At 47.6% G+C, this 12,117-nt stretch carries 25 protein-coding genes; all 25 read right to left on the reverse strand.

The annotated features are described in order from the left end of the window. Positions 1 to 10: 10 nt before the first annotated feature. The 25 genes from TX85_RS24205 to rpsS all read right to left on the reverse strand — a co-directional run bounded on the left by TX85_RS24205 (position 11) and on the right by rpsS (position 12,108). Positions 11 to 955, reverse strand: coding sequence for a DNA-directed RNA polymerase subunit alpha (locus tag TX85_RS24205; protein WP_044482500.1), 945 nt, complete (start codon positions 953 to 955; stop codon positions 11 to 13). A gap of 131 nt (positions 956 to 1,086) precedes the next feature. Continuing rightward, the gene (gene rpsK / locus TX85_RS24210; protein WP_018753969.1) at positions 1,087 to 1,482 is read right to left on the reverse strand and encodes a 30S ribosomal protein S11; all 396 of its coding nucleotides are present in this window, start codon (positions 1,480 to 1,482) and stop codon (positions 1,087 to 1,089) included. 19 nt (positions 1,483 to 1,501) lie between these two features. After that, positions 1,502 to 1,870, reverse strand: coding sequence for a 30S ribosomal protein S13 (gene rpsM, locus TX85_RS24215; RefSeq protein ID WP_044482501.1), 369 nt, complete (start codon positions 1,868 to 1,870; stop codon positions 1,502 to 1,504). A 20-nt stretch (positions 1,871 to 1,890) separates the two neighbouring features. Next, on the reverse strand, positions 1,891 to 2,004 hold the full coding sequence (gene rpmJ, locus TX85_RS24220; RefSeq protein ID WP_003333770.1) for a 50S ribosomal protein L36: 114 nt from the start codon (positions 2,002 to 2,004) through the stop codon (positions 1,891 to 1,893). Between the two features lie 196 nt (positions 2,005 to 2,200). Further along, the gene (gene infA, locus TX85_RS24225) at positions 2,201 to 2,416 is read right to left on the reverse strand and encodes a translation initiation factor IF-1 (protein WP_006212898.1); all 216 of its coding nucleotides are present in this window, start codon (positions 2,414 to 2,416) and stop codon (positions 2,201 to 2,203) included. A gap of 2 nt (positions 2,417 to 2,418) precedes the next feature. Beyond that, positions 2,419 to 2,733 carry a KOW domain-containing RNA-binding protein gene (locus TX85_RS24230; protein WP_044482502.1) on the reverse strand — a complete coding sequence of 105 codons (315 nt, stop codon included), beginning with the start codon at positions 2,731 to 2,733 and terminating at the stop codon, positions 2,419 to 2,421. Between the two features lie 3 nt (positions 2,734 to 2,736). After that, positions 2,737 to 3,489, reverse strand: a complete 753-nt coding sequence (map, locus tag TX85_RS24235) for a type I methionyl aminopeptidase (RefSeq protein ID WP_044482503.1) — start codon at positions 3,487 to 3,489, stop codon at positions 2,737 to 2,739. A 5-nt stretch (positions 3,490 to 3,494) separates the two neighbouring features. After that, positions 3,495 to 4,139: an adenylate kinase gene (locus tag TX85_RS24240; RefSeq protein ID WP_044482504.1), complete on the reverse strand. Its 645-nt coding sequence runs from the start codon at positions 4,137 to 4,139 to the stop codon at positions 3,495 to 3,497. Between the two features lie 95 nt (positions 4,140 to 4,234). Then, entirely contained in the window at positions 4,235 to 5,536 is a 1,302-nt protein-coding gene (secY, locus tag TX85_RS24245) for a preprotein translocase subunit SecY (RefSeq protein WP_044482505.1), read from the reverse strand. Then, positions 5,536 to 5,976: a 50S ribosomal protein L15 gene (gene rplO / locus TX85_RS24250; protein WP_044482506.1), complete on the reverse strand. Its 441-nt coding sequence runs from the start codon at positions 5,974 to 5,976 to the stop codon at positions 5,536 to 5,538. Before rplO ends, secY begins: the two co-directional genes overlap by 1 nt. A gap of 50 nt (positions 5,977 to 6,026) precedes the next feature. Continuing rightward, positions 6,027 to 6,212 carry a 50S ribosomal protein L30 gene (gene rpmD, locus TX85_RS24255; protein WP_044482507.1) on the reverse strand — a complete coding sequence of 62 codons (186 nt, stop codon included), beginning with the start codon at positions 6,210 to 6,212 and terminating at the stop codon, positions 6,027 to 6,029. A gap of 12 nt (positions 6,213 to 6,224) precedes the next feature. Next, a complete protein-coding gene (gene rpsE, locus TX85_RS26435; RefSeq protein WP_044482508.1) occupies positions 6,225 to 6,722 on the reverse strand; it encodes a 30S ribosomal protein S5 in 498 nt (165 codons plus the stop codon). A gap of 27 nt (positions 6,723 to 6,749) precedes the next feature. After that, on the reverse strand, positions 6,750 to 7,118 hold the full coding sequence (rplR, locus tag TX85_RS26440; protein WP_081671879.1) for a 50S ribosomal protein L18: 369 nt from the start codon (positions 7,116 to 7,118) through the stop codon (positions 6,750 to 6,752). Between the two features lie 91 nt (positions 7,119 to 7,209). Further along, a complete protein-coding gene (gene rplF / locus TX85_RS24270) occupies positions 7,210 to 7,752 on the reverse strand; it encodes a 50S ribosomal protein L6 (protein ID WP_044482510.1) in 543 nt (180 codons plus the stop codon). Between the two features lie 30 nt (positions 7,753 to 7,782). Further along, on the reverse strand, positions 7,783 to 8,181 hold the full coding sequence (gene rpsH, locus TX85_RS24275) for a 30S ribosomal protein S8 (protein WP_044482511.1): 399 nt from the start codon (positions 8,179 to 8,181) through the stop codon (positions 7,783 to 7,785). 31 nt (positions 8,182 to 8,212) lie between these two features. Next, positions 8,213 to 8,398, reverse strand: a complete 186-nt coding sequence (locus tag TX85_RS26160) for a type Z 30S ribosomal protein S14 (RefSeq protein WP_009226651.1) — start codon at positions 8,396 to 8,398, stop codon at positions 8,213 to 8,215. A 43-nt stretch (positions 8,399 to 8,441) separates the two neighbouring features. After that, the gene (gene rplE, locus TX85_RS26445; RefSeq protein WP_044482512.1) at positions 8,442 to 8,981 is read right to left on the reverse strand and encodes a 50S ribosomal protein L5; all 540 of its coding nucleotides are present in this window, start codon (positions 8,979 to 8,981) and stop codon (positions 8,442 to 8,444) included. 33 nt (positions 8,982 to 9,014) lie between these two features. Next, positions 9,015 to 9,368: a 50S ribosomal protein L24 gene (rplX, locus tag TX85_RS26450; protein ID WP_081671875.1), complete on the reverse strand. Its 354-nt coding sequence runs from the start codon at positions 9,366 to 9,368 to the stop codon at positions 9,015 to 9,017. Between the two features lie 58 nt (positions 9,369 to 9,426). Next, the gene (gene rplN, locus TX85_RS24290; RefSeq protein WP_044482513.1) at positions 9,427 to 9,795 is read right to left on the reverse strand and encodes a 50S ribosomal protein L14; all 369 of its coding nucleotides are present in this window, start codon (positions 9,793 to 9,795) and stop codon (positions 9,427 to 9,429) included. 36 nt (positions 9,796 to 9,831) lie between these two features. Beyond that, positions 9,832 to 10,098: a 30S ribosomal protein S17 gene (gene rpsQ / locus TX85_RS24295; protein WP_044482514.1), complete on the reverse strand. Its 267-nt coding sequence runs from the start codon at positions 10,096 to 10,098 to the stop codon at positions 9,832 to 9,834. Between the two features lie 52 nt (positions 10,099 to 10,150). After that, positions 10,151 to 10,351 carry a 50S ribosomal protein L29 gene (gene rpmC, locus TX85_RS24300; RefSeq protein WP_044482515.1) on the reverse strand — a complete coding sequence of 67 codons (201 nt, stop codon included), beginning with the start codon at positions 10,349 to 10,351 and terminating at the stop codon, positions 10,151 to 10,153. After that, positions 10,341 to 10,775 (reverse strand): 50S ribosomal protein L16, encoded by a 435-nt coding sequence (gene rplP / locus TX85_RS24305; RefSeq protein ID WP_044482516.1) that lies wholly within the window; start codon positions 10,773 to 10,775, stop codon positions 10,341 to 10,343. The genes rpmC and rplP overlap by 11 nt, the downstream gene beginning before the upstream one ends. Positions 10,776 to 10,777: 2 nt before the next feature. Further along, positions 10,778 to 11,446 carry a 30S ribosomal protein S3 gene (rpsC, locus tag TX85_RS24310; RefSeq protein ID WP_044482517.1) on the reverse strand — a complete coding sequence of 223 codons (669 nt, stop codon included), beginning with the start codon at positions 11,444 to 11,446 and terminating at the stop codon, positions 10,778 to 10,780. 13 nt (positions 11,447 to 11,459) lie between these two features. Further along, positions 11,460 to 11,792 (reverse strand): 50S ribosomal protein L22, encoded by a 333-nt coding sequence (rplV, locus tag TX85_RS24315; protein ID WP_044482518.1) that lies wholly within the window; start codon positions 11,790 to 11,792, stop codon positions 11,460 to 11,462. A 37-nt stretch (positions 11,793 to 11,829) separates the two neighbouring features. Further along, positions 11,830 to 12,108 (reverse strand): 30S ribosomal protein S19, encoded by a 279-nt coding sequence (gene rpsS, locus TX85_RS24320; protein WP_044482519.1) that lies wholly within the window; start codon positions 12,106 to 12,108, stop codon positions 11,830 to 11,832. Positions 12,109 to 12,117: the final 9 nt, after the last annotated feature.

The following is a 12,117-nucleotide window of genomic DNA, read 5'->3' on the forward strand; positions in this document are numbered from 1 at the left end:
TCAAGCAGGATTATTCTTCCGTACGAAGACCCAAACCAAGCTCTTCAAGCTTCTCTTGAACTTCCTCCAAAGACTTGCGACCAAGGTTGCGCACCTTCATCATATCTTCTTCCGTCTTCGTGGTCAGTTCTTGTACCGTGTTAATTCCGGCACGCTTGAGGCAGTTATAGGAACGAACGGAGAGATCGAGCTCTTCAATCGTCATTTCAAGAACTTTTTCTTTCTTGTCTTCTTCTTTTTCGACCATGATTTCCGCGTCCTTCGCTTCGTCCGTTAACCCGACGAACAGGAAGAGATGCTCGGTCAAAATCTTGGCACCGAGACTTACCGCTTCTTCAGGTCTGATGCTGCCATCGGTCCATACTTCAAGCGTCAGCTTGTCGTAGTTGGTCACTTGGCCAACACGTGTATTTTCTACTACGTAATTGACGCGAGCAATCGGGGTATAGATCGAATCGACAGGAATGACACCAATCGGTTGATCATCCCGTTTATTCCGATCTGCCTGAACATAACCACGACCGCGGCCGGCATAAATGCGCATGTGAAGTCTGGAGCCCGGCTCCAAGGTTGCAATGTGAAGATCCGGGTTCAAAATTTCGACATCGCTGTCCGCACGGATATCTCCCGCCGTAATGACGCCTTCGCCTTCCGCATCGATTTCGAGAATCTTCTCTTCATCGGAGTGGATTTTGAGCGAAAGTGCCTTCAGGTTCAGAATGATTTCCGTGACGTCTTCCATTACACCTGGAATGGTCGCGAATTCATGCAGAACACCATCGATTTGGACCGAGGTTACCGCAGCACCCGGTAGAGAAGAGAGCAAAATCCGGCGAAGCGAGTTGCCCAGTGTCGTGCCATATCCACGCTCAAGTGGTTCTACTACAAATTTCCCATAGGTGCCGTTATCGCTAACTTCTACGGTCTCGATTTTCGGCTTTTCGATTTCTATCACGAAAGTACCCCTCCTTCAAACGTCGTTCCTTACAAACGGTCATGTGATTCTTGAAGTCTATCATGTAGTATGCCTAAACAACCATTGTTACCAATTATGATGTTGTTATACCACACTAGAGGCGGCTTCAATTATACACGACGGCGTTTTGGAGGACGGCAACCGTTATGAGGAATTGGAGTCACGTCTTTAATCATGTTTACTTCAAGGCCCGCAGCTTGCAAGGAGCGGATAGCGGCTTCACGGCCGGCTCCAGGACCTTTAACCATAACTTCGACGCTCTTCATGCCATGTTCCATAGCGGCTTTTGCAGCCGATTCCGCAGCCATTTGAGCGGCGAACGGAGTCGATTTACGGGAACCCTTAAATCCAAGACCGCCGGAGCTTGCCCAGGAAATTGCGTTACCGTGCGGATCCGTAATGGTGACGATCGTGTTATTGAAGGTGGAGCGGATATGTGCCACACCGGATTCAATATTTTTACGGTCACGACGTTTTGTACGTACGACCTTTTTTGGTTTAGCCATTGTCTGTTATCCCTCCTTCTTATTTCTTCTTGTTCGCTACTGTACGACGAGGACCCTTACGAGTACGAGCATTCGTCTTAGTACGTTGTCCGCGAACAGGCAAGCCGCGACGATGACGAACACCGCGGTAGCAGCCAATTTCAATCAGACGCTTAATATTTAAGGAAATTTCACGACGCAGGTCACCTTCAACCTTAACCGTTTTGTCGATCGTTTCGCGTAGTTTGCTAACCTCATCTTCCGTCAAATCACGAACACGAGTGTTCGGACTGATGCCTGTCTCGGACAGGATTTTCTGGGAAGTCGTTTTACCGATTCCGAAAATGTAAGTCAAGGCGATCTCAACGCGCTTATCACGTGGCAAATCCACACCAGCTATACGTGCCATTTTACGCTACACCCCCTTCTTTAACCTTGTTTTTGTTTGTGTTTCGGATTTTCGCAAATCACCATAACATTGCCTTTGCGACGAATGACTTTGCATTTTTCGCAGATAGGCTTCACAGAAGGTCTTACCTTCATGTTGATTACCTCCTAAAAGTTTTACGAATGTAAAACTAGCTTCGAAAGCCTTTGCTTAGTTTAGCGGAGCAAATTCTCTTCGTAAGGATCAGCTCTGCTTTACGAATGTAAAACCCGTATTGGGAGCACATTTAGATGTTCTAAATTACTCAACCTGAATATCATAACACATATTTATTCCAAATGGTATTGGAATCTATTTACGATACGTAATACGACCTTTAGTTAGGTCATAAGGCGACAATTGAACAACAACTTTGTCTCCTGTCAGAATCCGGATAAAGTGCATACGCAGCTTGCCGGATACATGAGCAAGAATTTGATGTCCGTTTTCCAGTTCTACTTTAAAGGTAGCATTCGGCAACGGCTCAATAACCGTACCTTCGACTTCAATTACATCTTCCTTGGCCACTGTCATTCCCCTTTCTCTTCGGCATTGGAGCCCTCAGCCTGACGAAATGCTTGAACCGCGTAACGCAGCTTGGCATTTGTCACTCTGCCGCTCTCTTGCAAACTATGAACAACTTCGCTGCTGATCATCGGCTGGAGGTTAAGGTGCTGAATGTTTTTACGTTTAGGTTGATCGAATTTGCGTTTGTCTCCGTCTGCAATGAGGACGAATTTCTCATCCACAATTCCGACGATCACATAAACCGCTTCAGCATCTCTGCCCTTTAAAGCTTTCACCAATTGACCGATCTGCGCCTCTGTGCTGTGCTTCAAGCTCATCACCTACGCATCCAGTTTAGTGAAAATCTCAAGACCATCCGGCGTAACTGCTACTGTATGCTCAAAATGAGCGCACAGTGATCCGTCAACCGTTACCACAGTCCAATTATCTTCCAACGTTCTTACGTACCGTTTACCGGCGTTAACCATCGGCTCGATTGCCAGTACCATGCCAGGCTTAAGCCGTGGCCCCCGATCCGGACTTCCGTAGTTCGGAATTTGCGGCTCCTCATGCAGATCCTTGCCGATCCCGTGACCGACATATTCCCGCACGACGGAGAATCCCGCATCCTCAATGAACTGCTGGATCGCATGCGAAATAGTATACAAGCGTACATCAGGTTTGACCAGTGCCAGACCGGCATAGAGGGAGCCTTCAGTCACATCCAGAAGCCGCTGGGCTTCTTCGGATATTTGACCTACCGGATATGTCCAAGCCGAGTCTCCATGGAAACCACGGAATTCCGCACCGATATCAAGCGTGATGATGTCGCCTTCGTTCAATTTGCGTTTGCCGGGAAAACCGTGTACCAATTCTTCATTGACTGAAGCACAGATGCTAGAAGGAAAACCGTTATATCCCTTGAAAGAAGGCACCGCATGTTGACTGCGAATGAATTTATCGGCGATCTGATCGAGTTCCCCCGTCGTAATTCCCGGCTCAATCGACTTAGCAATCAGTCTGTGCGTTTCCGCTACAATTCGTCCCGCTTCGCGCATAAAGCCCAGTTCCGTTTCGGATTTACAAATGATCATTACACCTAACCTCGCAGTATGGACACGATTTCTTCTGAAACCGCTCCGATTTCCTGTTCTCCATCTACTTGACGCAACAGGCCCTTATCTTCATAAAACTTGAGGAGAGGTGCCGTTTTGTTGATATATTCGTCCAGCCGTGTTCCTACGCTCTCTTCGTTATCATCGGAACGTTGGTACAACTCACCGCCGCACTTATCACAAACACCTTCCTGAACAGGAGGATTGAAGATCACATGATAAGTAGCTCCGCAAGCTTTGCAAAGGCGGCGCCCGGTCAGACGAGCCAGCAGCTTGTTACGGTCTACCTTCAGGTTGATGACATGATCCAGCTTCTTTCCTAATCCGCCAAGCAGTTCCTCCAGCGATTCCGCTTGCGAAAGGGTTCTTGGAAAACCGTCCAATAAGAAACCTTTTTCGCAATCGGACTGCTGCAGACGTTCGCGAACAATACCGACTGTTACATCATCAGGCACCAGAAGTCCTTGATCCATGTATTCCTTCGCCTTGAGCCCCACAGGGGTTCCCTGCTTGATGGCCAGACGAAACGCATCCCCGGTAGAGATGTGCGGAATACCGAACTGGTTCACAATGACTTCTGCTTGTGTCCCTTTCCCTGCTCCAGGAGGCCCCATGAATAGAATGTTCATGTCTATCACTCCCTCCAGATTACAATCCATTTCAAGAAACATAACAATAGGCGCCAGGAGCGATCTCTTGCGAGCTCAGACCTGGTACCTATCGCTTACTTATTAATAAAGCCTTTGTAGTGACGCTTGATCAACTGGCTTTCAATCGTCTTCATCGTATCAAGTGCAACCCCGATCACGATCAGAATCGAAGTACCGCCGATCTGTACACTTTGAGGCAGGTTAGCCAAAGCTCCCAAGCCTACAGGAAGTACGGAGATCGCTGCAAGGAACAACGCGCCTGTCATGGTCAAACGAGTCAATACCTTGGTCAGGTATACCTCGGTTGTTTTGCCAGGACGGATTCCCGGAATATATCCGCCGTTCTTCTTCATGTTCTCAGCCATCTGCTGCGGATTCATCTGTACGAAGGTATAGAAGAATGTGAAGCCGATGATCATGACAACGTAGAGCACCATGCCTAAAGGCTGGCTGGTGGACAGATGCTGGGTAATCCATTGTGCCCAGTTCATATGCGCCCAGAAGCTGGCGAGGACAACCGGGAATTGCAGCAGCGATACAGCGAAGATTACCGGAATAACGCCGGCTGCATTGATTTTCAATGGAATATGCGTATTTTGTCCGCCATACATTTTGTTGCCCACAACACGCTTGGCATATTGCACCGGAATTTTCCGGATCGCCTGTTGAATGTAGATTACGCCGATGACAATCAACACACACACAAGAAGAATTCCGATCGATTTGACCACATTCATGAAGGTTTGGCCTTCAATAATGAATTCTGACATCGCAATCGTCTCAATATGGCCTGGAATACCAGCCACGATCCCGGCGAAGATAATCAGCGAGATTCCGTTGCCGATTCCCTTTTCCGTAATCTGCTCACCGAGCCACATCAGGAACGAAGTACCTGCTGTCAATACGATAGCAATCACCAGATAATCGGCAAAGGTAGCATTTGGTACCATTTCGATGTTATACATGCGGTTAAAGCCGATCGAAGTTGCAAAAGCTTGAATCAACGCAAGCACAACTGTACCGTAACGGGTAACCTGAGCCATTTTCTTCTTGCCGTGTTCTCCTTGCTTCGCCCATTCCGCAAACTTCGGAATGACGTCCATGGAGAGGAGCTGAACAATGATGGAAGCCGTGATGTATGGCATAATCCCGAGGGCAAAAATCGAGAAGTTCTTCAGTGCGCCGCCCGAGAAAGTATTCAGAAGCCCGAACAAGTTTTCAGCACCAGCGTTGCTGGAATTCTGAAATACGGAAGCATCCACACCAGGAACCGGAACGAAGGAACCGATCCGGAAAATAATGAATACGAACAGGGTGAATAGGATCCGGTTACGGAGATCCTGAACGTGCCAAATGTTCTTCAACGTTTTAAACATTAGATCACCTCGGTTTTACCGCCGGCAGCCTCGATTTTCTCTACCGCAGATTGAGAGAACTTATTCGCTTTAACTGTCAGCTTGACAGTTACTTCGCCATTGCCAAGGATCTTGATTCCGCTCAGCGCGTTCTTCACGATTCCTTGTTCGAACAACAGTTCAGGAGTTACTTCCGTACCCGCAGCAAAGTTGTTAAGTTCTTCGATGTTCACAATCGCGTACTCTTTCCGCGTAGGATTGTTAAATCCGCGTTTTGGCAAGCGACGATACAACGGGTTTTGTCCGCCTTCGAAGCCCGGACGTACACCACCGCCGGAACGAGCATTTTGACCTTTATGGCCACGTGTAGATGTTTTACCCATGCCGCTACCAGTACCGCGTCCAACACGCTTACGCTCATGACGGGAGCCTGCAGCTGGGGAGAGCTCATGTAACTTCATCGTTCGTTGCACCTCCTTATTAGATGTTGATTCACTGAGTAGTACAGTGACTATTCAGTGATTTCTTGAACAGAAACCAGGTGGCTTACTTGATTAACCATGCCACGGATGGCTGGGTTATCGTTGTGAACCACGGACTGATTGATTTTGCGAAGTCCCAAAGTTTTTACGGTAGTACGTTGGTTCTCCGGACGACCGATCAAACTACGCACGAGGGTAATTTGCAGTTTAGCCATGAGATTCCCTCCTTAACCGAGAAGTTCTTCGACGGTTTTACCGCGCAATTTCGCAACATCCTCAGCACGCTTCAGACGGGACAAGCCCTCCAAAGTCGCATTGACCATGTTGATGGAATTCGAAGAACCCAGTGATTTTGTCAAAATGTCGCCTACGCCTGCCAGCTCAAGTACCGCACGAACAGGACCGCCTGCGATAACCCCGGTACCTTCGGAAGCCGGCTTCAACAGCACGCGGCCTGCACCGAAATGTCCGGTAACAAGGTGAGGAATAGTTGTTCCTACAAGCGGAACATGCACAAGATTCTTCTTGGCATCTTCAATTCCTTTACGGATCGCATCAGGAACTTCGCCAGCTTTACCGATACCAGCGCCAACCCAGCCTTTGCCGTCACCGACAACAACAAGTGCGCTGAAGCTGAAACGACGTCCGCCTTTTACTACTTTAGCTACGCGGTTAATATTTACAACTCTTTCTGTCAGTTCTAAAGTGTTAGGATCTACACGCAAGTCGTTAACCTCCTTTTTAAAATAATATTAGAATTCAAGACCTGCTTCGCGAGCTGCATCAGCCAATGCTTGAATCCGTCCATGGTACAAGTATCCTCCGCGGTCAAAAACAACAACCTTCACGCCTTTTTCCGTAGCGCGCTTAGCAACCAGTTCTCCGACTTTACGTGCGGATTCGACATTGCCGCCATTGTTGATTTCGCTGCTGATTTCCTTGTCAACTGTCGACGCGGATACCAGGGTTACACCCGCTACATCATCGATCAATTGAGCATAGATATGTTTGGAAGAACGGTATACGTTCAATCTAGGACGTTCAGCCGTTCCTTGGATTTTCTTACGTACACGCAAATGTCTTTTCAGACGTGCTTTGTTCTTATCGCCTTTTGTAATCATGACTTCCATTTCACTCCCTTCGGTTTACCTTCACGCCATGCGCGGCCGTACAAGTCAAGAAGCAAGAAGAAGCAGCCTTCGATGATCAGGCTTATTTCTTCTTACCAGCTTTACCTTCTTTACGGATGATACGTTCGCCTTCGTACTTAATCCCTTTGCCCTTGTAAGGTTCAGGTGCACGAACCGCACGGATATTCGCAGCGTACTCGCCTACGCGCTCTTTATTGATTCCGCTCACGATGATTTTCGTGTTGGATGGAACTTCAAACGTAATCCCAGCTTCCGGCGTGATTTCAACCGGATGAGAGTAGCCTACGTTCAGAACCAGTTTCTCACCGGATTTGCTGGCACGGTAACCGACACCAACAAGCTCGAGAGTCTTGGTGAAGCCTTCGGTTACTCCGCTCACCATATTGTTCACTACGCTACGGGTTGTACCGTGCAGGGAACGATGTAATTTATTGTCGGAAGGACGCTCGACAAGGATTTGGTTGTCTTCAACCGAAACCTTCATGTCCTTGTGAAGCTCACGGGTCAAAGTGCCTTTAGGGCCTTTTACCGTAATGACACTATTATTAAGTGTGATATCCACACCACTTGGTACTGTAATTGGTTTGCGACCAATACGAGACATTTGCTGCACCTCCTTGTTTTGTGACGTTAATTACCAAACGTAGCAGACAACTTCGCCGCCGGCTTTCGCCTGACGAGCTTCCTTGTCCGTCATAACTCCCTTGGACGTGGAGACAATCGCGATTCCCAAACCGCCGAGTACACGAGGAACTTCATTGCTCTTCGTATACACGCGAAGGCCAGGCTTACTGATTCTCTTAAGTCCAGTAATAACGCGCTCATTGTTCGGGCCGTATTTCAGGAAAATACGAATCAACCCTTGTTTGTTGTCATCGATATATTCTGCGTCACGAATGAAACCTTCACGCTTCAGAATTTCAGCGATTTGCTTCTTAATCGTGGATGCAGGCAGTTCTACTGTTTCGTGGCGAACCGTGTTCGCGTTACGAATACGAGTAAGCATATCTGCAATAGGATCAGACATAGTCATTAGTGTAAACCTCCTTCCCGTTGTTGATGGATTACCAGCTTGCTTTTTTCACGCCAGGAATCTGGCCTTTATAAGCTAATTCACGGAAACAAATTCTGCAAATTTTGTACTTTTGCAATACCGAATGTGGACGACCGCAACGCTCGCAACGGGTGTAAGCCCGTACTTTGAATTTCGGAGTGCGTTGCTGTTTAACTTTCATCGAAGTTTTTGCCACTTAGCCTGACACCTCCTAAATAGTATCGGAGAAAAAATGATTCTTATTTCGCAAAAGGCATTCCGAGTCCGCCCAGCAATTCGCGGGATTCTTCGTCGGTCTTAGCCGTAGTTACGATAACGATATCCATACCGCGCACTTTATCAACCTTGTCATACTCGATTTCCGGGAAGATCAATTGTTCCTTCAAACCGAGTGTATAGTTACCGCGGCCGTCAAATGCTTTCGTCGATACGCCTTGGAAGTCACGAACGCGTGGAAGCGTTACGTTGAACAACTTGTCGAGGAAGTAATACATACGCTCACCGCGCAACGTTACTTTCACACCGATCGGCATATTCTCACGAAGCTTGAAGCCTGCGATCGACTTCTTCGCACGAGTGATAACCGGCTTTTGACCAGAAATCAACTGCATGTCGTTCACAGCGGAATCAAGTACTTTCGAGTTGGCAACAGCGTCGCCTACACCCATGTTGATAACAACCTTCTCGACTTTAGGCACTTGCATTACAGTTGTATAGTTGAATTTTTGAATCAAAGCAGGTGTAACTTCGTTCAAAAAACGTTCTTTCAATCTTGCCATGAATCATGGACCTCCTTTCTTCTCGTTCCTGGATTAATCGATCACTTCTCCGGATCTCTTCGCAACGCGAACCTTCTTGCCGTTGTCCAATACCTTGTAACCGATACGGGTTACTTTTCCGCTCTTAGGATCAACGTGCATAACGTTCGATACGTGAATCGGAGCTTCCTTTTCGATGATGCCGCCTTGCGGGTTGAGTTGGTTCGGCTTCTGGTGTTTCTTCACCATGTTCACACCTTCAACCAGCACGCGGTTTTCACGTGGATAAGCAGCGATAACGCGGCCCTTCTTGCCTTTGTCCTTACCGGAGATCACGATAACGTTATCGTCCTTCTTGACATGCAGCTTGTTGTTGTGGGATTCCAGAACTTTTTTCAATCTTGGCATTTCACTTACACCTCCTGTTTCGTCGGCTTATTAAACAATCCCCTTACGCCGGGGCGTATTAGATAACTTCCGGAGCCAAGGAAACGATTTTCATGAAATCTCTGTCGCGCAGTTCACGAGCAACAGGTCCGAAAATACGAGTACCGCGTGGGCTCTTGTCTTCTTTCACTACCACCGCTGCGTTCTCATCAAATGCGATGTAAGAACCGTCTTTACGGCGAACTGAACGCTTTGTGCGAACAACAACCGCTTTGACTACATCACCTTTTTTGACAACGCCCCCTGGTGTTGCTTGTTTCACAGAGCATACGATCAGGTCACCGATTTGAGCCGTGCGACGACCCGTACCGCCCAGAACACGAATACACATCAATTCCTTCGCGCCGGAGTTGTCTGCAACTTGCAAACGTGTAAATGGTTGAATCATGGAAAGTTCCTCCTTTCAGTCTAAGCTATCCTGCTATTAGATGATTACTGCTTTCTCAACGATTTCAACGAGTCTCCAACGCTTGTCTTTAGACAAAGGACGAGTCTCAGCAATCTTCACAGTATCACCGATTTGCGCAGTGTTGTTCTCATCATGCGCTTTGAATTTCTTCGTATACTTAATGCGTTTGTGGTACAGATCATGCTTCTTATAGGTTTCAACAGCAACGACGATTGTCTTATCCATCTTGTCGCTGACGACTTTACCAATTTGCACTTTACGGCTGTTGCGCTCTTCGCTCATGGTTAGCCTCCTTCCTGGACTTAGGCGCTTTGCTTCACGCTGCGCGCGTTAATTAACTGATGATCCCAAGTTCTCTTTCACGTAATACGGTTTTAGCACGAGCTATTTCCTTACGCACATCGCGGATCCGAGTCGGGTTGTCAAGTTGGCCCGTAGCCAATTGAAAACGAAGGTTAAAGAGTTCTTCTTTAAAGCCTGCGACTTTTTGTTCAATCTCAGCAGTGGTTAAGTTGCGAAGTTCATTAGCTTTCATTTGCTTCACCACCCAATTCTTCACGTTTCACAAACTTCGTTTTGATCGGCAGTTTGTGGGCGGCAAGACGCATAGCTTCACGCGCGATTTCCTCCGGTACACCGGCAAGCTCGAACATGATCTTACCAGGCTTCACAACTGCGACCCATTTTTCTACGTTACCTTTACCGCTACCCATCCGGACTTCAAGAGGCTTTTGAGTAATCGGCTTGTCAGGGAAAATCTTAATCCATACTTTACCGCCACGCTTGATGTAACGAGTCATCGCGATACGCGCTGCTTCGATTTGACGGTTCGTAATCCAAGTAGGCTCCAAAGCTTGCAAGCCGTATTCACCGAAGTTCAATTCAGTGCCGCCTTTAGCTTGGCCTCTCATATTACCGCGTTGTTGCTTGCGGTGTTTTACACGTTTAGGTACCAACATGATTAGTTGCCTCCTTCCTGAACAGCTTGTTGTTTCTTAGCCGTAGGAAGAACCTCTCCACGATAGATCCATACTTTTACGCCGATACGTCCATAAGTCGTATGAGCTTCTGCCGTACCGTAATCAATGTCGGCGCGGAGCGTATGAAGTGGAACAGTTCCTTCACTGTAGCCTTCTGTACGAGCAATTTCAGCACCGCCGAGACGACCGCTGACTGCTGTCTTAATCCCTTTTGCTCCCGAACGCATTGTTCTTTGAATCGCTTGTTTCAGCGCACGACGGAAAGAAACACGACGTTCCAGTTGTTGTGCAATGCTTTCTGCGACAAGAATCGCGTCAAGATCAGGGTGTTTGATTTCGGAAATGTTGATGTGAACTTTTTTGCCGCCAGCGATCTTAGTGATCTCATTGCGGAGGTTTTCAACTTCCGAACCGCCTTTACCGATTACCATACCCGGCTTTGCAGTGTGGATAGTCACGTTCACGCGACTTGCCGCTCTCTCGATCTCAATACGAGATACAGCGGAGTCTTTCAATTTATTTTTCAAGTATTCACGGATTTTCACGTCTTCAAGCAGAAGATCACCAAAATCTTTGCCTGCGTACCATTTCGATTCCCAATCACGGATAATACCTACCCGCAATCCGACCGGATTTACCTTTTGGCCCACACGTTTTCCCTCCTTATTTTTCGGATACCACCAAAGTAATGTGGCTGGTGCGTTTGTTGATCCGGCTTGCACGTCCCATTGCACGAGGGCGGAAACGCTTCATTGTCGGACCTTGGTTTACGTAAGCCTGTGTAACAACCAATTTATTTACATCCATAGAATAGTTATGTTCAGCATTGGCAATCGCCGAGTTCAAAAGCTTCTCCACAATCGGGGAAGCCGCCTTTGGCGTGTGGCGGAGAATCGCGATCGCGTCGCCAACTTGCTTGCCGCGGATCAAATCGACAACGAGTTGAGCCTTACGCGGGGCGATGCGCACTTGATTTGCAGATGCTTTAGCTTCCATGTGTGTTACCTCCTCTCAAACGAAGAACTTATCGTTATTAGCGTCTCGTTTTCTTATCGTCGTCCGTATGACCTTTGTAGGTACGCGTTGGAGCGAACTCACCCAACTTGTGTCCAACCATATCCTCAGTCACATAAACCGGAACATGCTTGCGGCCGTCATATACACCGAACGTATGGCCAATGAATTGCGGGAAGATGGTGGAACGACGGGACCAAGTCTTGATCACGACCTTCTTGTTCGAAGCGTTCACTTCTTCCACTTTCTTGAGCAGGTATCCATCGATAAATGGACCTTTTTTAAGACTGCGACTCATTTATTTATC

Origin of the sequence: Paenibacillus antibioticophila (genome assembly GCF_000455265.1) — a bacterium.
GTDB classification, from domain to species: Bacteria; Bacillota; Bacilli; order Paenibacillales; family Paenibacillaceae; genus Fontibacillus; species Fontibacillus antibioticophila.

What these genes read in the sequence shown, in the direction of transcription:
- rpsK (WP_018753969.1), bottom strand. Translation starts at nt 1,482, where the DNA reads ATGGCTAAACCAAAAAAGGTCGTACGTACAAAACGTCGTGACCGTAAA.
- rpsM (WP_044482501.1), bottom strand. Translation starts at nt 1,870, where the DNA reads ATGGCACGTATAGCTGGTGTGGATTTGCCACGTGATAAGCGCGTTGAG.
- rpmJ (WP_003333770.1), bottom strand. Translation starts at nt 2,004, where the DNA reads ATGAAGGTAAGACCTTCTGTGAAGCCTATCTGCGAAAAATGCAAAGTC.
- TX85_RS24230 (WP_044482502.1), bottom strand. Translation starts at nt 2,733, where the DNA reads ATGAGCTTGAAGCACAGCACAGAGGCGCAGATCGGTCAATTGGTGAAA.
- map (WP_044482503.1), bottom strand. Translation starts at nt 3,489, where the DNA reads ATGATCATTTGTAAATCCGAAACGGAACTGGGCTTTATGCGCGAAGCG.
- TX85_RS24240 (WP_044482504.1), bottom strand. Translation starts at nt 4,139, where the DNA reads ATGAACATTCTATTCATGGGGCCTCCTGGAGCAGGGAAAGGGACACAA.
- secY (WP_044482505.1), bottom strand. Translation starts at nt 5,536, where the DNA reads ATGTTTAAAACGTTGAAGAACATTTGGCACGTTCAGGATCTCCGTAAC.
- rplO (WP_044482506.1), bottom strand. Translation starts at nt 5,976, where the DNA reads ATGAAGTTACATGAGCTCTCCCCAGCTGCAGGCTCCCGTCATGAGCGT.
- rpmD (WP_044482507.1), bottom strand. Translation starts at nt 6,212, where the DNA reads ATGGCTAAACTGCAAATTACCCTCGTGCGTAGTTTGATCGGTCGTCCG.
- rplR (WP_081671879.1), bottom strand. Translation starts at nt 7,118, where the DNA reads ATGATTACAAAAGGCGATAAGAACAAAGCACGTCTGAAAAGACATTTG.
- rplF (WP_044482510.1), bottom strand. Translation starts at nt 7,752, where the DNA reads ATGTCTCGTATTGGTCGCAAACCAATTACAGTACCAAGTGGTGTGGAT.
- rpsH (WP_044482511.1), bottom strand. Translation starts at nt 8,181, where the DNA reads ATGACTATGTCTGATCCTATTGCAGATATGCTTACTCGTATTCGTAAC.
- rplE (WP_044482512.1), bottom strand. Translation starts at nt 8,981, where the DNA reads ATGGCAAGATTGAAAGAACGTTTTTTGAACGAAGTTACACCTGCTTTG.
- rplX (WP_081671875.1), bottom strand. Translation starts at nt 9,368, where the DNA reads ATGCCAAGATTGAAAAAAGTTCTGGAATCCCACAACAACAAGCTGCAT.
- rplN (WP_044482513.1), bottom strand. Translation starts at nt 9,795, where the DNA reads ATGATTCAACCATTTACACGTTTGCAAGTTGCAGACAACTCCGGCGCG.
- rpsQ (WP_044482514.1), bottom strand. Translation starts at nt 10,098, where the DNA reads ATGAGCGAAGAGCGCAACAGCCGTAAAGTGCAAATTGGTAAAGTCGTC.
- rpmC (WP_044482515.1), bottom strand. Translation starts at nt 10,351, where the DNA reads ATGAAAGCTAATGAACTTCGCAACTTAACCACTGCTGAGATTGAACAA.
- rplP (WP_044482516.1), bottom strand. Translation starts at nt 10,775, where the DNA reads ATGTTGGTACCTAAACGTGTAAAACACCGCAAGCAACAACGCGGTAAT.
- rplV (WP_044482518.1), bottom strand. Translation starts at nt 11,792, where the DNA reads ATGGAAGCTAAAGCATCTGCAAATCAAGTGCGCATCGCCCCGCGTAAG.
- rpsS (WP_044482519.1), bottom strand. Translation starts at nt 12,108, where the DNA reads ATGAGTCGCAGTCTTAAAAAAGGTCCATTTATCGATGGATACCTGCTC.